This is a genomic window from Nostoc sp. DedSLP03 (genome assembly GCF_034530815.1).
Classification (GTDB): domain Bacteria; phylum Cyanobacteriota; class Cyanobacteriia; order Cyanobacteriales; family Nostocaceae; genus Nostoc.
This window is the reverse complement of the sequence record NZ_JAVRCK010000002.1, coordinates 158,765-182,013: the sequence shown is the minus strand read 5'-3', so window position 1 is coordinate 182,013 and position 23,249 is coordinate 158,765. Positions and strand designations below refer to the sequence as shown.

General features: G+C 41.0%; 25 protein-coding genes and 2 pseudogenes. 15 read left to right on the top strand and 12 right to left on the bottom strand.

Annotated elements, in window-relative coordinates; genetic code table 11:
• Positions 1-72: 72 nt before the first annotated feature.
• From RM368_RS01830 to RM368_RS38675, 4 genes are all read left to right on the top strand, one after another.
• On the top strand, positions 73-1,590 hold the full coding sequence (locus RM368_RS01830) for an NADH-quinone oxidoreductase subunit M (RefSeq protein ID WP_322692460.1): 1,518 nt from the start codon (positions 73-75) through the stop codon (positions 1,588-1,590).
• A gap of 336 nt (positions 1,591-1,926) precedes the next feature.
• Positions 1,927-3,057, top strand: coding sequence for a CO2 hydration protein (locus tag RM368_RS01825; protein ID WP_322692459.1), 1,131 nt, complete (start codon positions 1,927-1,929; stop codon positions 3,055-3,057).
• Positions 3,054-3,884: a class I SAM-dependent methyltransferase gene (locus tag RM368_RS01820; RefSeq protein ID WP_322692458.1), complete on the top strand. Its 831-nt coding sequence runs from the start codon at positions 3,054-3,056 to the stop codon at positions 3,882-3,884. The genes RM368_RS01825 and RM368_RS01820 overlap by 4 nt, the downstream gene beginning before the upstream one ends.
• A gap of 135 nt (positions 3,885-4,019) precedes the next feature.
• Complete coding sequence (locus tag RM368_RS38675; protein ID WP_416212204.1) at positions 4,020-4,268, top strand: four helix bundle protein; 249 nt, start codon at positions 4,020-4,022, stop codon at positions 4,266-4,268.
• A gap of 129 nt (positions 4,269-4,397) precedes the next feature.
• Here RM368_RS38675 and RM368_RS01810 read toward each other — a convergent pair whose 3' ends face one another.
• The 3 genes from RM368_RS01810 to RM368_RS01800 all read right to left on the bottom strand — a co-directional run bounded on the left by RM368_RS01810 (position 4,398) and on the right by RM368_RS01800 (position 6,527).
• Positions 4,398-4,862: a GNAT family N-acetyltransferase gene (locus tag RM368_RS01810; protein WP_322692457.1), complete on the bottom strand. Its 465-nt coding sequence runs from the start codon at positions 4,860-4,862 to the stop codon at positions 4,398-4,400.
• A 110-nt stretch (positions 4,863-4,972) separates the two neighbouring features.
• Complete coding sequence (locus RM368_RS01805; protein ID WP_322692456.1) at positions 4,973-5,713, bottom strand: Uma2 family endonuclease; 741 nt, start codon at positions 5,711-5,713, stop codon at positions 4,973-4,975.
• Between the two features lie 49 nt (positions 5,714-5,762).
• Positions 5,763-6,527: a Uma2 family endonuclease gene (locus RM368_RS01800; protein WP_322692455.1), complete on the bottom strand. Its 765-nt coding sequence runs from the start codon at positions 6,525-6,527 to the stop codon at positions 5,763-5,765.
• 190 nt (positions 6,528-6,717) lie between these two features.
• On the opposite strand from RM368_RS01800, the gene RM368_RS01795 reads away from it, so the two are divergent.
• Complete coding sequence (locus tag RM368_RS01795; protein ID WP_322692454.1) at positions 6,718-7,746, top strand: serine/threonine-protein kinase; 1,029 nt, start codon at positions 6,718-6,720, stop codon at positions 7,744-7,746.
• Between the two features lie 95 nt (positions 7,747-7,841).
• Positions 7,842-7,976: pseudogene (locus tag RM368_RS01790) on the top strand (serine/threonine protein kinase); the annotation flags it as partial.
• 378 nt (positions 7,977-8,354) lie between these two features.
• Here the strand turns inward: RM368_RS01790 and RM368_RS01785 are convergent.
• The 4 genes and pseudogenes from RM368_RS01785 to RM368_RS01770 all read right to left on the bottom strand — a co-directional run bounded on the left by RM368_RS01785 (position 8,355) and on the right by RM368_RS01770 (position 9,325).
• A complete protein-coding gene (locus RM368_RS01785) occupies positions 8,355-8,603 on the bottom strand; it encodes a hypothetical protein (RefSeq protein WP_322692453.1) in 249 nt (82 codons plus the stop codon).
• Between the two features lie 38 nt (positions 8,604-8,641).
• Entirely contained in the window at positions 8,642-8,776 is a 135-nt protein-coding gene (locus tag RM368_RS01780; RefSeq protein ID WP_322692452.1) for a hypothetical protein, read from the bottom strand.
• A pseudogene (locus RM368_RS01775) lies at positions 8,760-8,858 on the bottom strand (type II toxin-antitoxin system HigB family toxin); the annotation flags it as partial. The pseudogene RM368_RS01775 and the gene RM368_RS01780, both read right to left, overlap by 17 nt.
• Before the next feature lie 101 nt (positions 8,859-8,959).
• Complete coding sequence (locus RM368_RS01770; RefSeq protein ID WP_322692451.1) at positions 8,960-9,325, bottom strand: hypothetical protein; 366 nt, start codon at positions 9,323-9,325, stop codon at positions 8,960-8,962.
• A 436-nt stretch (positions 9,326-9,761) separates the two neighbouring features.
• Between RM368_RS01770 and RM368_RS01765 the strand changes: the two genes are divergently transcribed.
• The 8 genes from RM368_RS01765 (at position 9,762) to RM368_RS01730 (ending at position 16,345) form a co-directional block, all read left to right on the top strand.
• Positions 9,762-10,040: a hypothetical protein gene (locus RM368_RS01765; RefSeq protein WP_322692450.1), complete on the top strand. Its 279-nt coding sequence runs from the start codon at positions 9,762-9,764 to the stop codon at positions 10,038-10,040.
• A 230-nt stretch (positions 10,041-10,270) separates the two neighbouring features.
• The gene (locus RM368_RS01760) at positions 10,271-10,765 is read left to right on the top strand and encodes a hypothetical protein (protein WP_322692449.1); all 495 of its coding nucleotides are present in this window, start codon (positions 10,271-10,273) and stop codon (positions 10,763-10,765) included.
• A gap of 228 nt (positions 10,766-10,993) precedes the next feature.
• Positions 10,994-11,317, top strand: a complete 324-nt coding sequence (locus tag RM368_RS01755; RefSeq protein WP_322692448.1) for a DUF6464 family protein — start codon at positions 10,994-10,996, stop codon at positions 11,315-11,317.
• 291 nt (positions 11,318-11,608) lie between these two features.
• Positions 11,609-12,883 (top strand): ABC transporter substrate-binding protein, encoded by a 1,275-nt coding sequence (locus RM368_RS01750; protein WP_322692447.1) that lies wholly within the window; start codon positions 11,609-11,611, stop codon positions 12,881-12,883.
• 7 nt (positions 12,884-12,890) lie between these two features.
• Positions 12,891-13,841 (top strand): branched-chain amino acid ABC transporter permease, encoded by a 951-nt coding sequence (locus RM368_RS01745; protein WP_322692446.1) that lies wholly within the window; start codon positions 12,891-12,893, stop codon positions 13,839-13,841.
• 13 nt (positions 13,842-13,854) lie between these two features.
• A complete protein-coding gene (locus RM368_RS01740) occupies positions 13,855-14,457 on the top strand; it encodes a Uma2 family endonuclease (RefSeq protein ID WP_322692445.1) in 603 nt (200 codons plus the stop codon).
• Between the two features lie 55 nt (positions 14,458-14,512).
• The gene (locus RM368_RS01735) at positions 14,513-15,451 is read left to right on the top strand and encodes a branched-chain amino acid ABC transporter permease (protein WP_322692444.1); all 939 of its coding nucleotides are present in this window, start codon (positions 14,513-14,515) and stop codon (positions 15,449-15,451) included.
• A 102-nt stretch (positions 15,452-15,553) separates the two neighbouring features.
• Positions 15,554-16,345, top strand: a complete 792-nt coding sequence (locus tag RM368_RS01730) for an ABC transporter ATP-binding protein (protein WP_322692443.1) — start codon at positions 15,554-15,556, stop codon at positions 16,343-16,345.
• A 104-nt stretch (positions 16,346-16,449) separates the two neighbouring features.
• Here the strand turns inward: RM368_RS01730 and RM368_RS01725 are convergent, their stop codons facing one another.
• Positions 16,450-17,319, bottom strand: coding sequence for an Rpn family recombination-promoting nuclease/putative transposase (locus RM368_RS01725; RefSeq protein WP_322692442.1), 870 nt, complete (start codon positions 17,317-17,319; stop codon positions 16,450-16,452).
• 183 nt (positions 17,320-17,502) lie between these two features.
• Positions 17,503-18,342, bottom strand: a complete 840-nt coding sequence (locus RM368_RS01720) for an Rpn family recombination-promoting nuclease/putative transposase (protein WP_322692441.1) — start codon at positions 18,340-18,342, stop codon at positions 17,503-17,505.
• A gap of 359 nt (positions 18,343-18,701) precedes the next feature.
• Between RM368_RS01720 and RM368_RS01715 the strand changes: the two genes are divergently transcribed.
• On the top strand, positions 18,702-19,433 hold the full coding sequence (locus tag RM368_RS01715) for an ABC transporter ATP-binding protein (RefSeq protein ID WP_322692440.1): 732 nt from the start codon (positions 18,702-18,704) through the stop codon (positions 19,431-19,433).
• A 58-nt stretch (positions 19,434-19,491) separates the two neighbouring features.
• Here RM368_RS01715 and RM368_RS01710 read toward each other — a convergent pair whose 3' ends face one another.
• The 3 genes from RM368_RS01710 to devC (RM368_RS01700) are packed head-to-tail and all read right to left on the bottom strand — an operon-like array spanning position 19,492 to position 23,187.
• On the bottom strand, positions 19,492-20,811 hold the full coding sequence (locus tag RM368_RS01710; protein ID WP_322692439.1) for an ATP-binding cassette domain-containing protein: 1,320 nt from the start codon (positions 20,809-20,811) through the stop codon (positions 19,492-19,494).
• A 32-nt stretch (positions 20,812-20,843) separates the two neighbouring features.
• On the bottom strand, positions 20,844-22,037 hold the full coding sequence (gene devC, locus RM368_RS01705; RefSeq protein ID WP_322692438.1) for an ABC transporter permease DevC: 1,194 nt from the start codon (positions 22,035-22,037) through the stop codon (positions 20,844-20,846).
• Positions 22,027-23,187 (bottom strand): ABC transporter permease DevC, encoded by a 1,161-nt coding sequence (gene devC, locus RM368_RS01700; RefSeq protein ID WP_322692437.1) that lies wholly within the window; start codon positions 23,185-23,187, stop codon positions 22,027-22,029. Before devC (RM368_RS01700) ends, devC (RM368_RS01705) begins: the two co-directional genes overlap by 11 nt.
• Positions 23,188-23,249: the final 62 nt, after the last annotated feature.

The following is a 23,249-nucleotide window of genomic DNA, read 5'->3' as shown; positions in this document are numbered from 1 at the left end:
GTCTGTACGTTTTGTAGAGACGCGATTTATCGCGGCTGTTATTCATGCCTCATCTCCCCTTACCCGAAGTCTATGCTTAGTGTTTTAATTCTAGTGCCGTTGATTGGCGCGGCTTTAATTGGTTTCTCGCCCTCTAGCATCAGTGGGAAATTCGCTCGTGTGGTGGCTTTGGTCTTTGCCATTATAGCTTTCTTGTGGACAATCGTATTAGTAAGTCAGTTCCATCCAGGAGAAATTACTCAACAGTTTGCTGAGTCTCTCCCTTGGGTAGATGCTATAGGGCTGAACTATAACCTTGGAATAGATGGTTTATCTTTGCCGTTGCTGGTTTTAAATGGATTGTTAACTGCCATTGCCATCTACAGCAGCGAAGAATCGCTACAGCGTCCTAAATTTTATTACTCTTTGATACTATTATTAAGCGCTGGGGTGACAGGAGCCTTTCTAGCACAGGATTTACTGTTATTTTTCCTGTTTTACGAATTGGAACTAATTCCACTGTATTTGTTGATCGCCATTTGGGGTGGCGCCAAACGGGGTTATGCTGCGACTAAATTTCTGATTTATACAGCCGTTTCGGGAATCCTGCTTTTAGCAAGTTTCCTCGGTATGGTTTGGCTGAGTGGTTCCTCTAATTTTGCACTAGCAACCTTGAACGCGACAACTCTACCTCTAGCCACACAGCTTTTATTGCTAGCGGGAATTTTGATCGGTTTTGGAATTAAAATTCCCTTGGTTCCCTTCCATACTTGGTTGCCAGATGCTCACGTTGAAGCTTCCACGCCGATTTCGGTGCTATTGGCTGGGGTGCTATTGAAGTTGGGAACCTACGGCTTACTGCGCTTTGGTATGAACTTGTTACCAGAAGCTTGGGCTTATGTGGCTCCTTGGTTGGCGATTTGGGCAGTAGTGAGCGTACTCTATGGTTCATCTTGTGCGATCGCCCAAAGCGATATGAAAAAAATGGTAGCATACAGCTCCATTGGACACATGGGTTACGTGCTTTTAGCGGCGGCGGCGGCCACACCTTTAAGTGTGTTGGGTGCTGTGATGCAAATGATTAGCCACGGCTTGATTTCGGCAATGCTATTTTTGCTGGTAGGGGTTGTGTATCAAAAAGCCGGAAGCCGTGATTTAGCAATCATCAAAGGATTGCTGAACCCAGAACGGGGTATGCCAGTAATCGGTAGCTTGATGATTGTCGGAGTTATGGCCAGCGCTGGTATACCGGGAATGCTAGGGTTTATTTCCGAATTCGTAATTTATCGGGGAAGTTTTGCAGTTTTTCCAGTGCAAACTTTGTTATGTATGGTTGGTACTGGTTTAACAGCAGTTTACTTCCTATTACTTGTTAATCGCGCCTTTTTTGGACGTTTATCTTCACCTGTTGTTAATTTACCACGTGTGTATTGGAGCGATCGCATCCCAGCTGCAATTTTAGCTGTGCTGATTGTGATTTTTGGCATTCAACCTAGTTGGTTAGTGCGTTGGACTGAACCAACAATTACAGCAATGATAAATACCCAAAACGTAGTAGTAGCAGTGTCCTTAGATAAAGCAATGGGGGCTAGTACCGCAAGGCGGAATTAAAAATTAAAAATTAAAAATGAATACAACGTAAGCGTTTCATAGATTTGAAATGGTGAGGCAGTCCGGTCTTCTTCAAAGGGAGAGGCTAGCGCCTTTCCTCCGGAACGCTACACGAACGCAAAGCGTATCGTAGAGAAGGGGGTTCCCCTATGAGAGACTGTCGTTAGCGCCGGCGGCAAGCGAGCCTGCGAGCGTCAGAGGTGGTTTACTTCCGACGTGCTTTACTAGGGATTAGGGACAAGGAGACAAAGAGAATAACCATACCAAATGACAAATGACAAATGACAAATGACAAATGACAAATGACTAATCCCTAAACTTTTTGGAGAGATGGCAATGGTAACTATTAAAAAGAAAGCTACTCACAATCCTTTAGCTGAGTATATTGAACGCCTACAAAATGGAGATGCATTACTCCCCGATAGTCCAGAGAATGTCCTGGAAGTTGTTGGTATTCTGAAAAGCTATGGGGTAGTTTTAGATGCTTACTCAATAAATCTTAACTATATTGCCGAGCATCAGTTTTTAGTATTTTTCCCATTTTTTAAATACTTTAATGGAGAGGTTTCTTTTCAGAAATTACTCCGTCACTGGTGGCATGACCGAATAAATTTTGAATATGCCGAATATTGCATGAAAGGCATGATGTGGCATGGTGGCGGCGGATTAGATACGTATTTAGATACACCAGAATTTCAAGAAAGAGCGCAAGCCGTTATTAACGCAAAATTTAAAAATAATCCTTTGATTCTGAGTATTAACCAACTGTTTCCAGATTTCTTAACAGAACAGTTGCGCGTCTCTGCTTACTACACCGGTTTAGGTCAATTCTGGCGAGTCATGGCTGATATGTTCCTCAACTTATCAGACCGCTACGATCGAGGCGAAATCAAATCGATTCCCGAAGTTGTAGACCATATTAAAGCCGGGTTAGTGGCAAATGCATCAAACCCAATTACCTACGCTGTCAAAATTCGAGGTAAGGTCTATGAAATAATTCCTAAAAGCGTTGGTTTGACTTTCTTAGCAGATACAGCAATACCTTATGTAGAGGCAGTATTCTTCCGGGGAACTCCTTTCCAGGGTACTGTTTCATACAACGCCCAAGCTTATCAAATCTCCCCAGATCAAAGTCGATTTCAATATGGTGCATTGTATGCCGATCCTTTACCCATCGGTGGCGCGGGTATTCCTCCTACCTTGTTGATGCAAGATATGCGTCATTATCTTCCAGAATATTTGCACGAAATTTATCGTCGCAGTCTTCGGGGTGAAGATGATTTGCGAGTTCAAATTTGTATGAGTTTCCAAAAATCGATGTTTTGCGTGACGACAGCAACGATTTTGGGACTGATGCCTCATCCTTTAGATACTAAAGATCCAGATGAGCAAAAAGTTAATCAAGTTTATTTAGAGAAGTGGATGAGTCGATTCCAAACTTCGCGGTTGCTGGATGTGAATAAATGACGGATGATTCCACCATTACTCACGAGGCATTCAAGCAATTCGAGCGTGACAAATTTTCTCTTGTAGCTCAAGAATACGATCGCGCGATCGCTGTTGTGACTTCTCAGGTAGATGAAGCCATATTGGATGCTGTGGGAGCTAAGTCTGGTATTCAATTGCTGGATGTGGCTTGCGGCACTGGCTGGCTTAGTGCCGCAGCACTAAAGCGGCAAGCTATAGTCACAGGATTAGACTTTGCAGAGAATATGGTGGCCATTGCCAAAGTGCGATGTCCTCAAGGGTCATTCTATCAAGGAGACGCTGAAAACTTAACTTTCGAGTCGGGCCAGTTTGAGGCGGTGGTTTGTAACTTGGGTATTCTCCATTTCCCAAACCCAGAAAAAGCGATCGCTGAATCCTTTCGCGTACTCAAACCGGGAGGACGCTATGCTTTCACTTGCTGGACACCGCCAACACGCAATCCATTTATGGCTTTGATACTGGGTTCGGTGCAGACTTATGGCAGCATGGATGTGAATTTACCTTCTGGGCCACCCCTGTTTCGCTTTAGCGATCGCACTGAATGTGAAATGGTTTTAAGCGCCGAGGGATTTACTCAAGTATCCGTCACCGAACTACCCATCACATGGATTTTCTCTACACCTGAAGATGTGATGCCAAAGATTACTGTAAGTTCGGTGCGTCTGGGGTCGATGTTGGCAATGCAAACCGATGAGCAACGGCGCAATATTGAAAACGCAATTATCGAGGGAGCTTCAAAGTATATCACAGAAAATGGTGTGGAAATTCCCGCTTCTGTGATGCTGACTCTCGCTTACAAAGCATAAGCTAGAACAACCTTTGAATTTAGTAATTTTTGTAAGGATTCAGGAGTCAGAATTCAGGAGTCAGAATAAATGAGACAGCCAGCTAAAACATTTCAAGATTTGATAGTTTAGCAAAAAGCACACCAGTTTGTTTTATTGGTATATCAATTTACTGGTCAGTTCCCTAAATCGGAAATATATGGACTTACTTCCCAATTTAGACGAGCAGCAATCTCTATTGCAGCAAATATAGCTGAGGGTTTTAAGAAAAAGGGAGCAGCAGATAAAGTTCGTTTTTTAAATATTGCACAAGGTTCTTTAGAAGAATGTCGCTACTATCTAATTCTTTCAAAAGACCTTGACTATGGTGAGGCAGCGCGGTCTTCTCCCAAAGGGAGAGGCTAGCGCCAAGGGGGTTTCCCCCATGAGCGACTGCCGGTGACACTTCAGGATTAATGCTTCAACTTGAGGAAGTTAGTAGGTTACTAACAAGCTATGCTAATTCCATTCTGAATTCTGACTCCTGAATTCTTACTAATTTTTTAAGTATTTTTCCATGACAAAATTTATCAGCTTTTGCCCTCTCCGCTCTACTTCTTGCTTTTTGATAATAATAAATCCCTGACTTTCAAAAAAAGGTTTAGCTGTAATACTAGCTTCTGTAAATAACTTTTCCAACCCTAAAGAGTTTGCTTTTAATTCAATCTGTTCTAAGATTTTCTTACCAACACCTTTCCTTTGAAAATCTTTATGGCAATAGAAACGGTCGATATGACCATTAGCCTCTAATTCTCCAAAACCTATAATTTTGTCTTCTTCTGCTACATAAGTAAACTTACTTCCTAAACTTTTAATCCAAACTTCAATATCCATATTTGCTGGTGCCCAAGCATCTACTTGTTCTTGTGTGTAATCGCGAATATTCACTTCATGAATAGTGTCGTAGAACAATTTCATAATTTCTTCAGTATCAGCTATTTCGTATATTCTTAATCTCATAAAAAAAGTAATTAATCACAAATAATCCCTCTTCTAAGAAACAAGGCAGAAGGGAGAAGGGAAATCCATAACGGAATGGATGTAAATAAGTAGTTGATTTTTGATCGATATTATGCTTCTGGTTCAATGCCGAGCGATCGCAATTGAGCAATTAGAATCTCATTTCGTTGGCGTTCTTGTTCAGCGCGTTGGCTTTCCTGTTCGGCTCTTTCATTACCAGTCAACAACAAATTACCTTGCAAATCCCACCAACGTAACCAAGGCAATTCCATATTCTGATAAACTCCATGCCATATACCTAGCTCAACGCCTAAAGGATGTATGAGATAATGTCCCCGTTCATTTGTTGGTAATGGCTGATACTTGCCCTCAATTAAGTGATACACTTCTGTGCTGGCTTTATCCACTTCATAAATGCCATAAAACGGAGTCCGAATTATTTGCTCATAAATCCAAAATTTGCCTTTCCAAGGAGTTTGATCTCGTTCCTCACTCCCATCTCCAGAGACAAATTCTAAGGCAATTAATGGGGCAATAAATTCTCGCCACAGTACATAAGACCTGCGTATTTGCCCGTCGAATAAGGACGGGACATTGGCGACATAAAACCAGTCCGGTGCGACTGCGCCTTTTTCTGGCGGGTCAGTTAAGCGCCAATAGATGCCACAATCTTGACCAATACAATATTGCCCATCAGGGTGAAGTTTTTGCAATATCGGTTGAATCGAGTCTGTTAGTAGAATGCTTTGGGGATGTTCCTGGAAGTTTTTCACAAATGTGCCATCAGACTCTGGTAGCTGCGTGTGGTCTGGGAAAGGGGTAAGGTCAGTGGGGTTGATGGCAGAGGTCATAAACTTACCTTTGCACTGGTAAAGGTTGTTTTTTAGTTTAGCAATAGATTTAAGCTTCTGGTTCAATGCCAAGCGATCGCAATTGAGCAATCAGAATCTCATTTCGTTGGCGTTCTTGTTCAGCGCGTTGGCTTTCCTGTTCAGCGCGTTGGCGTTCAAGTTCTGCTCTTTCATCACCAGTCAACAATAAATTACCTTGCAAATCCCACCAACGTAACCAGGGCAATTCCACGTTTTGATAAACTCCAAGCCTTATGCCTAACTCCACTCCTAAAGGAGATATAGGAAAATGTCCTCGTTCATTTGCTGCTAATAACTGGTATTGTCCACCAATCAATTCATACACTTCTATACTGGCTTTATTCACTTCATAAATGCCATAAAACGGAGGACGAATTACTTGCTCATAAATCCAAAATTTGCCCTTCCAAGGGGTTGTATCTCGTTCTTCACTCCCATCACCAGAGACGAATTCTAAGACAATTAATGGAGCGATGTGTTCTCGCCAAAATACATAAGAACGGCGCGTCAATCCATCTAGTAAGGGCGGGACATTTCCTACATAAAACCAATCCGGTGCTGCTGCTCCTTTCTCTGGAGGATCTGTCAACCGCCAGTAAATACCTAAGTCCTGACCTATACAATATTGACCTTCTGGATGTAATTGCTGGAGAATGGGTGTAATTGAATCCGTTAGTAAGATACTTTGGGGATGCTCTTGCCAGTTTTTCACAAAGGTGCCGTCAGAGTCTGGTAGCTGCGTGTGGTCAGGAAATGGAGTGAGATCGGTATCGAGGTTGATTGCAGAGGTCATAAGTTACCTTTGCACTAGCTAAAGGTTGTTTTTAGTTTAGCAATAGAGAGAGAAAAAAGCGTAGGCGTAGCCCGCACTTCGACAAGCTCAGTGACCATCGTAGACATCGCACCAGTTCTGTTAAGCTAGGCTCAAGTTATTAAGGCTCTCTTGTGTGAGAATTAATCTAAGCATTTTGGGAGTTGCAAAGATGGCTTGGGTAGCTGGCGATCGCTTGCAAGGTGGAAAATACACCATTGAAAAAGAGTTGGGAAGAGGACGCTTTGGCATTACTTATTTGGTAAAAAATAGGAATGGCGATCGCCAAGTCATTAAAACCTTAAATGACGATTTACTAAATTCCCTGAACCAGTTGGAACGCGGACGACTGGAAACAATGTTTTGGCAAGAGGCGGTAAAACTTACTCAATGTAAACACAAACATATTGTGCAGGTTGCAGAACCGTTCAAAGAAGGAGAACACTGGTGTTTAGTAATGGAGTATGTCGATGGTGTGAGTTTGGCTGACCGTCGCCAACAAATACTTTCTGAATCAGACGCTTTACGCTACATTCAACAAATTGGGGAAGCACTGATTAAAGTACATGAAAATCGGTTGATTCATCGAGATGTACATCCAGGAAATATCTTTTTGCGAGTGCGAGAAGGACAGCCGGAAGCGGTGCTAATTGATTTTGGTTTAGCTCTCGATTTCGACCATATCTTAACTACAAGTAGAACTAAGGAAACTTCTGAGGGATTTACACCGCCTGAGCTTTATGCTCAACATACTAAACCAACTGGAGCATATAGCGATATTTATTCTCTGGCGGCAACTCTTTATGTGCTTTTGACTGGAAAAACACCAGTCAGTGCGCTCAAACGTAAAGCGGACGATGCTCCTTTAGTGGAACCGAAAAAATATAATCCTCAAATTAGCGATCGCACCAACCGCGCAATTTTAACTGGTATGAAGCTAGACCCGAAACAGCGATCGCAATCGATGCGGGAATGGCTCGATTCTTTGGGTTTGACTGGAGAAAACTTGCAGCCTTCAGTAATTGAACCATCTAAAACTAACTCAACTTGGGAGCGAAACATCCAGTTTTGGGGAGTGGTGATAGCTGCGATCGCTGCTCTTGGAGCCTTACTAGCAGGCATAGCTCCTTTCTTAAATCAATCTCCACCTCCTAGCCCATCCTCAGTATCTCCCAGCCCATCATCTACCAAAACTCCATAGATTTAGGTACACTTTCATTAAAGTGCTGATATTATTTTTGAGCGTGCCTTAATTACGAATTACGAATTACGAATTACGAATTATTAGAGGTATTCATGCCCTGGATAGCAGGACAACAATTGCAAAATGGCAAATATGTAATTGAGCAAGTCCTGGGACAGGGGGGATTTGGGATTACTTATAAGGCTTTGCATATTGAACTAAACCAGACAGTTGTAATTAAGACACCTTTGGGCTGTGGGGCTGTGGCTTGGGCTGGGGCTGTGGGTGTGGGTGTGAGTGTGGGTGTGGCTGTGGCTGTGGCTGTGGCTGGAGATGAATTACAAAAATCTTTTAGCAAATTTCATACTTTTCTAATTTTAGCTAGCACTTCTAGTCTAGGCTTGGGTTTGGGATGGTTAGGACATAGGATTTTTGGTACAGGTTTATAGCTTGCTCCAGATATAGAATCTAAATGACAAAAGATTTTGTAGCTGTTGTATCGAGTAGAAAAGCGATGTCTAAGGACAGGCCGCTGTGCGTCTACGCACCTTTAACCTCATACCAAAATATAAATTTTTGGCTTAATACCAAACGCTGATTTTAAGAGCGTTGTTATAAAAGATAAACTAAGTAAATAAACTGATATCTACATTAAAATAGTCCGCCAATGCTTCTGCTTGAATTTTACTAATGGTGCCGCCATTAACAATTTGCAAGGCAATTTCCAATGAACCAATTACCTCAGCTAATGCTTCTGTTGTAGTATCGCGTGCGTCCATTAGATGTACTAACATCGAATTGGGTGTACCTTGGGGAATTGGGTAATGGGTTTCTTCAAACTGCTCAATTAAAGTCACCAACAGTTGCAACAGCATTTCTTCTTCTGCTGTACGATTGGGACGATGTTCTAAGGTTAATGCAAGTGCGTAGACGCAAAGCGGCTTGTCTTTGACATCGCTTGTTCGTTTTCTGCATCCGTGGTAATAATTTTTGGCTGATACTCGGCTAGCAATTTCCCATAAGATTCTGGATTAAAAGTACGGGTCATTTTTCCATTTATCCTTATCGTATTCAGCGTGAGTCAGGACATATTTAATATAGATTCTTTGAGTTTCGTAAACAATAAAAGTGACGCTTCTCTCTGTTATCTTTTTTCTATTGGTTCGCCACCTAACCAAGAATCTCCCGAATTCAATTCGGGAGAGTGTCAAAAAACCCAAATGTATTGTTTTTATAAAGCAACAACCTCTTGCTTAGGCTTCCGCACTGGACGCTTGCGTTCGCTGCGACGAACGCCCCCTGTCATTTTGTATTCATCACTATTCTTGCCATACTTTGCAGCTACACTGACTAACACATGTTCTGTTAGTTCCATCAGCAACTTTTCCTCTAATTCAAAGGCTCCCTGAGTTATATCCACAGTGGAGAGGCTGGAGTTATAAACTTCCAATTTGTCCTGTGTTTTTTTGATGGCGGCGGCAAAGGTGTCAATAGTAACTCCATTACCTAAATCTAAGGTGGGACTAATCGATTTCAAAGCCGCAATTCGACGCTGTGCCCTATCAAGTACTTTAGACCCACGTGTTCGACGTGACATAAATAACTTTCCTTTTATCGATCGTGTACTAAGATAAAAACTGACTTCTATCCTGTCTTTACACCATTAGGATAAACAAAATCGTGGCGAACGACACCAGCAATATTCAGTATATATAAACTATTTAATACAAAAATTATTATATTTATTACGTGAATTTATTGAAACTTATCCGAATTCAATAAACGCTTGCCCGAATTCAATAAACGCTTGCCCGAATTCAACAAACGCTCAAACGAATTCAATAAACGCTCGCCCGAATTCAACAAACGATCGCCCTGATTCCTCATACTCAATTTAAGTAAAAATATTTAGAAAAGTATATTTATAAGTATAAAAATATACTTTATAATAGATGCATAAGAAAGGCGATCGCCCTCGCGCAAGAGTCTGCGATCGCCTTCTTTTAACCCCAAAATCGGAGTCAAATATTATCATGACACAATCAAAAAAGTTCGCCAAATCACAACCAGCCCAGTTTCTCGGCACACAAAGCGGTGACGTACCTCCTTTGTATTCATCTTTCCAAGACTCATCACCCAGAAGAGAACGAATTAAACATTTATTAATTGGTTCACCCAAAGCTGTTACCGCCACCATTCACTTGTTGCATGTTTTGGGCTACGCAAATGTACGTGATTGGAGTCCACTACTACCAACAGCTAATTCCAATGAAGTTATGAGTATTTTAAACCGTCAGATTTTGACGCAATAATAGACTTCTTGGTATTTGTCGGGGAAAGGGTAAAGGGTAAGGGGGAAAGGAATAACAAAAAACCTTTAACCTTTCCCCTTTACCCACGAGAGTGCAAAAGTTACTTTTGCCAAGAGGTCTAATTCGCTGTGCTTCCCTTATTCTCTTTTAGGCATCATTATTATACAGTACAAATATACTAATTAACTGCTAAAATGCTTTAAAAGTCCGCTAGCCTTGCTTGAGGTAGTATGAAAAAAATTCCAGACACGGACAAAAAGCCCATTTTGCTGTTCCAGCCTACATTTGTAACTACTGCTATAGTGCCACTGCAACCCCAAGAAAAAAAAATCATCAGCGAAAGGGAGCGTTTCATAACACAAGTAGAACGCATTAATCAGATAGCGGCAGAGTTAGAAGCAGCGATATTAGAGTTAAAAGCGATCGCTAATAAAATGAATACTCAAAAACGTTGCCCATTCTTGATAAAGGAGATATGTAAAAATATTTGTCAGTATTTCGCAGTTAGCATCCCTTGGGTGAAACGAAAGTCTGACGAATCATTTATTTTGACAACGCGAAAAGTTGATTTATTTCGAGCCGAAAGGGAAGCTGCACTGCTAGCACAGCAACTTCGTCAGCAAACCAAAAAAAGATTAGCATCGCAGCGACACAGAAAAAACAAGAATGGGGCTGAAGCTGACACAAAACCCTTCTTCAAAAAGGTATTAGTCAACAAATCTTAAAATTATCAACATTCAACGGCAGATCGCCTCTGAGGTTGTAACAGTTATGCTGATTGAAGTGGCAGAAGGAACTTATTCCTCAAAATTGCTAGATACTACACTGCCATTATTTCTTTGCAACCATAGTTGGTGACAAAGAAACAAAGCCGCCCTAATATTTGCACTTCCGTAAAACCAGAGTGTAACATCAGGGACAATCAATCAGCGCCCAGAAGAGGTAAAAAGAAGGTGTTAAAAACACTTTTAGTGATTGCCGTTGGTTTTTTACCGTCCCTGTTTTCCTTGTGGATGATTCGTAGAACCCAGCGATCGCGCTTGCGGATGAGACAAGCAGCCATGAATTTTCCAGTGGTACAGGGACGGCAAAACCTTAGACCTGTGGAAGGCGATCGCTATTATTTAGAAGGGGTAGGTTATCTGATTGGCGATATCAGCTGCAAGTTTAATGCCCGATCTGGCTATATCCGCTGTGCTATTAATCCTGAAGGCCCGTGTAACGGTTGCCGTCACTACGAACCTAGAGAATTAACTGGTAATGAAAAAAGTAGTTAAGATTCCTCACTCAATACTTAACCTACCTAAAATTACCTAGTTAACACAGACGCTATGACGTAGATAGTTTTCTGGCGACTTCATAGCACTAGAACCAGGGAATGATAAAATCATTACTAATTATAATAATTTGTATTTACAAGCACTTTGAATATTTCTCTTTGCATGGTGAAATAAGAATGATTTAATAGAATTCGTGCAAAAGTGTAAATCTGCATCATTTTGTTTGCAGATTATGAAAATTACTATTAGCTTTTGCCGAATATCTCATAACTAGATGATTATCCAACGATGAACAACGCGATCGCTCGGACAACAGCATTATTATCAACTTGCGCTTTGCTACTAACAGGCTGTGGTGGTGGCACTAGCACAGTGACAAATTCTCCCACTAATAGTCCAAATACTAGTCCAAATAGTACCCCAAATAATACTGCAACCAATACCCCAGCAACAACGAATACATTATCAACTGCTATTCCCATTGGTATTGGTGTTGCCCAAACTAGCAATGTGGCATTACTGGGTCAAGAGCAAGTCGCTGGAGCCAAACTTGCCCAGAAGTATTTTAATAGTAAAGGTGGTGTTAATGGCACACCAATTAAATTAGTTTTTCAAGATACTAGCGGTGATGAAGCAGGAGCAATTAACGCTTTTCAAACTCTAATTAATAGAGATAAAGTTATTGGAATTGTCGGCCCGACTTTGTCACAGCAAGCTTTTAGTGCCGATCCCATTGGCGAACGGGCAAAAGTACCAATTATTGGCCCATCAAATACTGCTAAAAATATTCCCGAAATTGGTGATTACGTTGCTCGTGTTTCTGCACCAGTTTCCATCGTTGCACCTAATTCGGTGAAAGCGGCACTTAAGCAAAATCCCCAACTAAAAAGAGTCGCAGTTTTCTACGCCCAAAATGACGCATTTAGCAAATCAGAAACAGAAATTTTTCAGCAAACAGTTAAGGATCAAGGGCTAGAATTGGTAACAGTGCAAAAATTCCAAACTAGCGACACAGATTTTCAAAGTCAAGCAACCAATGCAATTAATCTCAAACCAGATTTAGTAATTATTTCTGGCTTGGCTGCTGATGGTGGTAATTTAGTTAGGCAATTGCGGGAACTGGGTTATAAAGGTTTAATTGTCGGTGGGAATGGTCTAAATACATCGAATTTATTGCCAGTTTGTAAAGCACTTTGTGATGGAGTATTGATTGCTCAAGCCTACAGTCCAGAACATCCAGGTGAAATTAACACGGCATTTCGTAAAGCTTATATTGAAGAATATAAAAAAGAACCACCCCAATTTAGCGCCCAAGCTTTTGCAGCAGTGCAGGTTTATGTCGAAGCACTCCAATCTTTAGATAAAAAGAGCAAAGTCAATAAACTACAGCTACCAGAATTACGGACGCAGCTAAACAAACAAATACTTGAAGGAACATACAATACACCATTGGGTGAAATTGGTTTTACTCCCACAGGTGAAGTTGTGCAAAAAGATTTCTATGTTGCCCAAATCAAAATGGAAAAAGACGGTAGTCAAGGTAAATTTACATTTCTAAAATAGTTGCTAAATGAATATTAATATCTTTTTGCAGCAATTATTAAATGGGTTATCCATTGGCAGCGTCTATGCAATTTTTGCCTTGGGATATACCTTGGTTTATTCGATTTTGGGCATTATTAATTTAGCTCATGGCGCGATTTTTACCTTGGGTGCATATTTCACTTATGCGCTGATGGGTGGGAACTTTGGATTTAATGGTTTGCTGGCTAATGCAGCCTTGCCGATAAAATTACCATTTGCTATATCCTTGATTTTAGGAAGCACCTTGGCAGGATTGGTAGGGGTAGTGATGGAACGCGTTGCTTTTCAACCTTTGCGTCGTCAAGGCTCCGATCCTTTACTGACTGTTGTTTCCAGCTTGGGGGTAGCAGTGGTAATTGTGAATTTAATTCAATATTTAGTAGGTGCGGAAAGTTATACATACCCCGCAAATACTTATGGTAATTTGCCACCTGCGATTAACTTTGGTAGTTCAGAAAACCCAATTCCGATTCGCAGCGTTCAGGTGGTAATTTTTACTGTGTCAGTAGCAATCGTGGTAATTCTTACCTATTTTATTAATCGAACTAAATATGGTAAGGCAATGCAAGCGATCGCAGAAGATCCAACTACAGCTAGTTTGTTAGGAATTAATAGCGATCGCTTTATCATCCTAACATTCTTCATCAGCAGTTTTTTAGCAGGATTAGCAGGAACTTTAGTTGCCTCTAGTGTTAGTATTGCAGGGCCATATTTCGGCATTGCTTTTGGTTTGCGCGGTTTAGCAGTAATTGTTTTAGGTGGTTTAGGTAGTATTCCTGGTGCGGTAGTAGGAGGTTTGTTAATTGGATTAGTTGAGGCATTTGTCCCTGTTGATTATTCTGGATATAAAGATGCAGTAGCTTTTGCAATTTTGTTTATCATGCTATTAGTTAGACCCCAAGGTTTGTTAGGGCGGCGGTTTATTCAGAAAGTTTAAAGAGAGTAGCGCTATGAAAACATACACCAAACAAAAATTAACTTTTGACCAATTTTTAGAACAGTATCCAGAGGAGGGTTTATATGAACTTGTAGATGGAGAAATTGTAGAAGTGCGTGCAACTAGAAATCATGATGATGTCGCTGACTTTACGGCTGACTTTTTCAAAGATGAAATTAAACGTCTAAATCTGAATTACGTAGTAAAAAACACAGCAGTCTTTAAAACTATAACTGCCAATGGCATAGAGCAAGGGCGCAAGCCTGATGTAAGTGTCATAGATAAAGATAAATGGCGCTCAAATCGTTCTGCTTATGCTGCACTTGAAGAACCTATCCAATTAGCTGTAGAGGTGACATCAACTAATTGGGAAGATGACTACATTGATAAATTAGATGAGTATCAACACTTAGGTATTATAGAATATTGGATTGTAGATTATTTGGCAATTGGGCTAAGAGAGTATTTGGGAAATCCAAAAGTTCCGGCTATCTTTGTTTTTTTATTAGATGCTGAGGGAAAATACCAATGCACACATTTTAGAGGTTCAGAACGAATTGTGTCACGAACTTTTCCTGAACTGACGCTGACAGCAGAGGAAATCTTAACGGCTTAAAAGTTGACAAAAGTGATAGTTTGATTGAGCTTATATAAAAATATTTTAAAATAAAATGGCTGATTTTTTTGCTACTTACGCTTCTTTAATTGTCTCTATGGTATTGGGGGCGTTACTAGGGTTATCGCTTTACTTACCGCTAATGACAGGACAATTGTCTTTAGCTAGTCCCGGATTTTATGCTTTAGGTGGATATATTGCAGCAATTTTATCCACAAAAGTTTTTACATCTAGCAGTAGTTTATTTCCAATTCCCTTGTTGTTATTGGAGATGTTAATTGCGGGTGTAATTTCTGGTTTTTTGGGTATATTAGTGGGAATTCCAGCGTTACGCTTGCGAGGAATTTATTTAGCGATCGCAACTATCGCTTTTGTAGAAGTTCTACGTGTCATCTCCCTCAATCTAGATATTACAGGCGGTGCTGTCGGAATTTTTGGTATTCCTCAACCTTTTCAAACACAACTTGAATATTTATGGATTGCTTTGCCATTACTATTAATTAGTATGGTACTACTTTATCGTTTAGAACGTATCCGCGTCGGCAGGGCTTTTATCGCTATCCGCGAAGATGAATTAGCTGCGGGTGCAATGGGAATTGCTCCCACTTATTACAAAGTTTTGGCGTTTACGTTAGGGGCTATGCTTGCAGGGGTTGTAGGTGCAATTAGCGCTCACTTCCTCAATACCTGGAATGCTCGTCAAGGTACTTTTGATGCCAGCATTATATATTTAACTTTTGTTTTAATTGGTGGTTCGAGAACTTTTTTAGGCCCGGTAATTGGAGGTATGGTATTTACAGCTTTACCAGAGATTCTGCGAAGCCTCGCCGATACTGGTGGTTTACCTAATTGGTTAGCACAGTTTTTGCGAGATGGTAGATTAATTATTTTTGGCTTTTTAATAGTAATAGGTACAATATTTTTCCCTCAAGGGCTAATTACTCCAGATGTTTTTCAAAGAAAAAAACGAACCGCCTTTCCTCCGGAACGCTAGGCGAACGCGAAGCGTCTCGAAGAGAAGGACGCCAAAGACGCAAAGGAATAAGAGTTTTAAAGAGTTATTGCGTAAGTTTTATATTCATAATAATATGCAAAAATGTCACATAGTATTTCAGTAACTAATAACAGTATTGTCTTAGAAGCAAGAGCATTAACTCGCCGCTTTGGTGGTTTAGTGGCTGTAAATAATGTATCTTTTAGTGTAAATAAACATGAGATTTTTGGACTGATTGGCCCTAATGGTGCTGGCAAAACAACACTGTTTAATTTAATTACTGCCTTCATTCCACCTTCTAGCGGTAAATTAATTTATCAAGGTGCAGCAATTTCTCAACTGCGTCCTCATCAAATTGCGGCTTTAGGTATCGCCCGTACCTTCCAAAATATCCGCTTGTTCGGAGAATTATCAGCCTTAGAAAATGTGATAATTGCCCGACATTTACACACTAAAAGTAATATGATTACAGGTGTTTTGGGATTACCACCAGCGCCTCGTGAAGAATTGAAGACTAAGCAAAAAGCTTTCGATTTATTAGATTTGGTGGGATTAAGCGATCGCGCTGACGAAAAAGCCAAAAACTTTGCTTACGGCGATCAGCGTCGGCTAGAAATTGCCCGTGCTTTAGCATTACAACCGCAAATTTTACTTCTTGATGAACCGGCGGCGGGAATGAACCCAAATGAAAAGCAGCAACTCAGTGCATTTATTCGCAGCCTGCGCAATGACTTCAATTTGACGATCGTTCTGATTGAACACCATGTACCATTGGTTATGGGTTTGTGCGATCGCATTGCTGTATTAGATTTTGGTCAATTAATTGCTTTGGGTGAACCATCTGTAGTCAGAAACGATCCGGCTGTAATTGAAGCTTATTTGGGAAATGATTGATATAGCAAGGGACTGGGGACTGGGTGAAAAGCCTTTTTGTGTCTAAGTTTTATCGTCTGTTGATGTCCTAACCACCAAAGCTTGTGCTATAACTAACTTGAGAATTATAAAATTTGTTGCAATTCCTCAATAGTATTTGCAGTGACAATATTCCGTAAAATTGTCTTTAAACGCTCTAAATCCTGAATCTGGTTAATTTCTGGCATCAATTGTAAGCCGCGATCGCCAAACTTCAACTCTAAATTAATTTCAATCGCAGAAAGTATTCCTTGCAGTTCCCCGCGTGCTTCTCCGCGTGCTTCTCCGCGTGCTTCTCCTTCGCGTAAAATTTCTTGATACCAAGGTGACTCACGTAATACGGCCATATCCCACCTCATGATTTCTTGAACGAGTGTATTCTCTAAAACAAACGTAGCAAAAAAAGCTAGAACTGTTTCTAGTTGGTTGAGTTGTTCATCAGCACGAAGAATTTGCAATGCTTCTCTAATAATAAATTCATTTTCACCACCTTTGAGAATGGGTACAAATGGCAGTAAGGATGGTAAGGGTTGTTGAAAAGCAATATTGACATCAATTTCCCACAGATTAATTACTCGATAATCTTGGATTGCCCGTAATCCGGCAATATTTGATGTAAAGCTTGTGGGTATTTCATTGTTACCAGTTTTAAGAATGTTGATCAGAACGGGGTATGTTGGTAAGTTATATTTTTCTTCTGCAAGCGCAGTATAAGCACGCATCCGACGCGGCATTTGGGATTTATAGCGTAATTGTAATTCGTTAAGAAGCAAAAATTCTCCATGTTGGGGACTACTGACACGGATTAAAACATCACTTTCCCGGCTAATCCACTGAAATTCACTATTTAGAATTTCCCCAGCAACAATATCAGGAATTTGTGTTACCCATCTTGCCCAGTTATTGGGTGCGAGGCTGATTAATTTTTTGGTACTGACATCAGCAGGCTTTGTCATCAGCGTGTAGATGCTCTCAATAAGTCAGATTTATCGTAACTTGAAGTGTGACATATTTATCAGGTAAAATTTTATCTAACTTATTCCTCAGCAATGTTGCTACTGGTGATGGGTTAGTGCGATCGCACCTGTAATATCTCACTTCATGATTTGTTGCACTAAAGGCGATCGCACCTGTGAAATTTACATAAACAAAATACTCACAAATTCCTCTAAAGAATTCACTGCGATCGCACTATCCATTAAATTTTCTAATTTTTCCACACTCTCGCCCTCAAACCTTACTTCTACTTCATGGGGAATTTCACCAAAGCGTTGTTCCAATACCCGAATTAGCTGCCGTCGCGCGCCTTGCTGAATACCTCTTTGCTCAATTTCGTGATACCAAGGCGATTCTCGCAATACTGCCATATCCCACCTCATGATTTCTTGCACTAAAGGCGTATCTAAGACAAAGCTAGCAAAAAATGCCAGCAATGATTCTAACTCGTTCAGCTGTTCATCTGCTCGTAGCGCCTCTAATGCGCGTTGCACAACTGATACCTCTTCTCCTCCTCGGAGGATTGGCACAAAGGGTAACAACGATGGTAATGGTTGCTCAAAGACTATTTCAGCATCGATTTCCCACAAATTGATCGTGCGATAATCTTGGATAGCACGTAATCCCAAAAATTCCTGCTCGTAACTACTGACAATAGTTAAGCTGGATGAAGGCGGTAAAATGTTGATCAGTACTGGGTAAGTTGGCAATCGATAGCGTTCTTGTGCCAAGGCAGCATAAACTCTCATCCGTAGAGGCATCTGTGTTGTGTAACGCAACTGTAGTTCATTGAGTACGAGAAAATCCCCGTGAGTGGCACTGTATGCTTTCACTAACACATCTGTTTCGCGGCTAATCCAGTGAAACTCAGAGCCGAGAATTTCTTTAGCCACAACTTCAGGACGCTGTGTTACCCACTGTACCCATGCATCGGGAGCTAAATTAATTAGTCCTTTGCTACCAATATCTGCTACTTTTGCCACTGGACGCTTGATATATTTATCAGTAATTAATGGTACATCATAAAGATTGCGGTATTATGGCGTTAGTTTGAAGTTGAAGCAATAGACTTCTTGGCACTGTTTTAAGAAATGTATGATTGATATATCTTAGAGGGTGAATGAACAAGTATTTTTGGTAGCATTTAAATCCCAGAAACCTAACCCCCCTAGCCCCCCTTCCTTCCCTACAAGGGAATGGGGGTTTAAAAGCCTCTATGCGCTTGCTTAACGGCAGGCTGATGCCAACGGGGAGAGGTTTTGAAAGGGGTTTATAGTATACTTTGCGACTTTTCAAACAACCTCTTAGATTTTGAATCAACATTTCTGGATGTAAACCGCCGATGAAAGCCGATAGTAAGCCAGACTATACAATTTTAGAAGTTCAAGAACTTGATGTTAATTATGGCGGCATCCAAGCTTTAAAAAAGATTAATTTAATTATCAAAAAAGGCGAGGTAGTTACTTTAATTGGTGCTAATGGTGCTGGAAAAACAACTACACTTCGCGCTATATCTAAAGTAGTTAATCCTAAAAGTGGCGGAATTATCTATAATGGACATAATATTACTCGTCGCCAAACTCACGAAGTTGTCCAACTTGGTATTGCTCATTGTCCTGAAGGACGTAGAGTATTAGCGCGGCAAACTGTATTTGATAATTTACTTTTGGGTGCTTATATTCGCTCCAATCAAGCCGAGATCAAAGCAGACATTCAGCGCCAATTTGAGCTATTTCCCCGCTTGTCACAAAGACGCAATCAACTAGCAGGAACCCTCAGCGGTGGCGAACAACAAATGTTAGCGATCGCTCGCGCTGTCATGAGTAAACCACAACTGTTGCTTTTAGATGAGCCTAGCTTAGGTTTAGCACCTGCGATCGTCCGGGAAATCTTTTCTATTATTGAAAATCTTCGGGCTACAGGCGTGACTATTTTGTTAGTTGAACAAAACGCAAATTTGGCGCTGCAAATTGCCGATCGCGGTTATGTTTTAGAAGCTGGTTCTATTACTTTAACAGGGGCAGCATCAGAATTGATTAGTGATGAGCGAGTTAAAAAAGCTTATTTAGGGTAAATATTATTCTGAATCCTGAGTTCTGACTTCTGAATTCTTCTTCAATTCCTTCCTCTCTCTATTGTTGTAACACCGAGAGAGTACCTTCTAGAATCACACCCAGCGGTGCAGTTAGTTCGCGAAGTAGACGTTCATCATTGGTATCAAAGGAGCTACCTCCTAGTTTGTTAGTCAATACCACCACTGCAAACACTTGGTTTTTACTATTGAACATGGGTAAGCAAAGGATATTACAAGTATGATATCCAGTTGCTCGATCGATTTCTCTATAGAACTGAGGATTTTGCTGAACATCAGTTATATTTACACTTTCACCAGTTGTGGCAACATAACCGCTAATACTAGCATTCATCGGCAGGAAAATTTCTACCGCTTCTTCATTTTCACTCCGGGAAACCTTAGACCAAAGCTGGTTTTTTTCCCGATCGACCACAAAGATAGTTGCTCGATCCGCAGCCATAATTTGGGCAATTTTCCAAGCTAACGCCCTAATCACTTCCTCAATGTTTGCTTTTAGCATTTGCTCGCTGAGAATATTCATTGCTTGCAAAACTTGTTCAAATTCTTCTTTGAGCTTTTGAAGCAAACTCAAAAACTGAGGGATTGTTAATTCTTCGAGCGTGCGGCTCAATTCCTCTTTTTTCGCTTTAACTAATGAGGTCGTTGTACTCTCAATGTCTAGAATTGCTTGCTCTGTAGGCGAGGCTAAACGACCATCTTCTAAATGAACGATGCGATCGGCAATATCTAAAATTCGGTTGTCATGTGTTACTAGCAAAATGGTACAATTTTGCTGCTTTGCCAGTTTTTGCATTAGTTCCACCACATCTCGACCACTGGCTTTGTCTAGCGCTGCTGTTGGTTCATCTGCCAAAATCAGTTTGGGTCGGTTTACCAAAGCCCGCGCGATCGCCACTCGTTGTTTTTGTCCGCCCGATAACTGGTGTGGATAAGAATGAATCCGCTTTTGCAGTCCCACTTGTTCTAATATTGCTTGCGATCGCTCTTGCGCTTCTTCCATTGCGATCGCATCATTCAACACCAAAGACATTTGCACGTTTTGGTTTGCAGTTAAGGAACCTAACAAATTATGAGCTTGGAAAATGAACCCTATCTGCTTGCGGACATTTTCCAGCAACCGATTGCTGGCTTTGCTTAACTCGTGTCCTAGTATCTGAAGGCTACCTTCTTGAACAGAACGCAATCCCCCAATTAAAGTCAGCAGTGTTGTCTTTCCAGACCCAGAGGGGCCGGACATAATCACAATTTCTCCAGGATAAATTTTCAGGGAAATATCAAATAATATTTGTTTGCGTAATTGACCCTTGCCATAATAATGGTTGAGGTTTTTGATGACAATAATTGGTTCGTTAGACATCGGTTTATATCAATATCTATTCAAAATCTTTGTTAATAAATATCAGCAGGATCTATTTTTTTAAGTTTTCTGCTGGCAATCAGTCCGGAAATCACACACATTAAAATTGTTAAACATAGCACGAGGCTGATAACTTTAAAATCCATTTCTAATTGCAGCCCTGTAGCCGTAGAAATTAATTTATAAAAAATAGTACTTAAGCAAAAGCCCGGAAAAAAACCAAAACATGAAAGAATTATAGATTGCAGAAAAACAATACTGACAAGATAAAAATTAGAATGGCCAATGGCTTTCAAAGTACCATATTGAGGTAAATTATCTGTAACATTACTATAGATAATGTTGTAAACAACGACAATACCAACCACAAAACCGATGATTGTTCCTAGTCCAAAAATAGCCCCAATTCCAGATGCTTGCATCCAATAATCTAGTTCTTTGGCAATAAAATGTTGTTTTGTGTAAACAACTATATCAGATGGTAAAGCTTGATTTAAAAACTTTTCTAGGCGATCGCTATTCGTTCCCGGAGTCACTTTGATTAGACCAATATCAACATCGTTGAGCGATGGACGAAGCTTGGAATCAATGCCAGAAGGTCTAGTTGCAAAGATTCTCAGAAAATTAAGATCGCTGACAATTAAATTGCCATCAGTTACAAAGTCAGCACCCAGTTCAAACGTGCCAATTATTTTGATGTTGACACCAGAAAGCTCAGTCGTCACACCCGGTTGCATAGAACCATAATCTTTGCGAGACCTGCTATCGGTCAATACAGTGTTGGGCATTTTGAGAACGGATTCAGCGGCTTGAATTTCAGGCAAAAGAAAAACAGGATCGTCTAAGTTAAATCCCAGTACTCTGATAGACCTTTCCTCAGCAGTTCCATAACGTCTCCAACTACCGAGAGTGATATAAAGAGGATAAGCGGCGGCAACGCCCTCAAATTGTCTAGCTTGATATAATCGAGTTCGATTAAAAGTTTCGTCAATAACGGTAACATAGCGTCGCTGACTGAGCATGATTAAATCAGCATTTAATACCTGAATAAACGCAACGTTACTATTCAACATTGCATTCTGAAATCCGAGTTGGGAAAACATCAGAAAAACTGCAAAGGCGATCGCGGCTAATGCTGTGACAAACTGCGATCGACGCTGGAGCAGGTTGCGCCAAGCAAGGGAAAACTTAAAAAGGACAACTCGAACCTTTTTCCTAGAAAACATCAGCGGGATCTGCAACTAATACTTTGCGAGCAACAATAAGTCCAGACGCACTACATGTCAGAATCGTCAAGCCAAATACTAATAACATCCGGCTAACAGTCATGGCGACTGGTAGTCTTGTGGAAATAAAAATGGCATGGTACATACCCAAAGCCAGAAGACAACCGGGAATAAACCCCAGCGCCGCCAGCACAACCGCTTCTTGGACAACGACTGTCAACAAACGCAGATTAGTATATCCAATGGCTTTTAAAGTTGCGTATTCGTGCAAGCGTTCAGTGACATCAGAACTCAGGACTTGATAGACAATGACAGTCCCAACTAAAAAAGCCATGACAACGGCAACACCAATGATATAACCGAGCGAAGAAGATTTAACCCAAAATTCCTGCTCTCTGGCCATGGCTTCCTGGCGATCGAACACCTTAATCGTTGCCGGCATGATTTGGCGTAAGCGTTGTACGACTTCATCAACGTTTACACCCGGCTCAACTTTCAGCAGCCCCAGACTCACATCATTTAGCGATCGCCCCGGATTGAGACGAATAAAATTTCCATCGCTAACAATCACAGTGCCATCAGCACGGATAGTGTTATTTAAGCTAAACAACCCCACAATCTCAACTTGTCGCCTGCTCAGTTCAGTTTTCAGACCTACTTCTCTCGGGCCAAATTCGGAGCGTGAAAAGCGATTCATTAGCAAGGTATCTTGGCGTTGCAGGTCTTGTAAATACGGATAAACTTCTGGCACGCGCAACACAGGATCTCGATAATTAAACCCCAAAACCAAAAGCGCTCGTATTCGCGTCGTTTCTACATTGCGCCACGAGCCAAATGACAGGTATAGCGGTCTAGCAGCAGCAACGCCATTCATCCCTCCCGCCTGATACAAATAACGTCGGGGAAAGGGTGGAACATTGGTAGACTCTGGCGACTTGGATGAAATCAATACAATGTCAAAATCGAGGCTGTCATAGAGGAGCGTCGCTCCCTTCATCACTCCGCCAAAGAGTCCAAGTTGCATAAATATTAAGGAAACCGCAAAGCTGATGGCTGAAACTCCCACGCTTAAGCGAGCTTTACTCTGCATTAAGTTGCGCCATGCCAACGGGGGCCCTTTCCAGTGTTTGCGGTGCTGACGTTTAGTCACTATATTTTTCCTTGCCTCCTATTCCCTGTTCCCTGTTCCCTATTCCCTTTTGAAAAACCTTT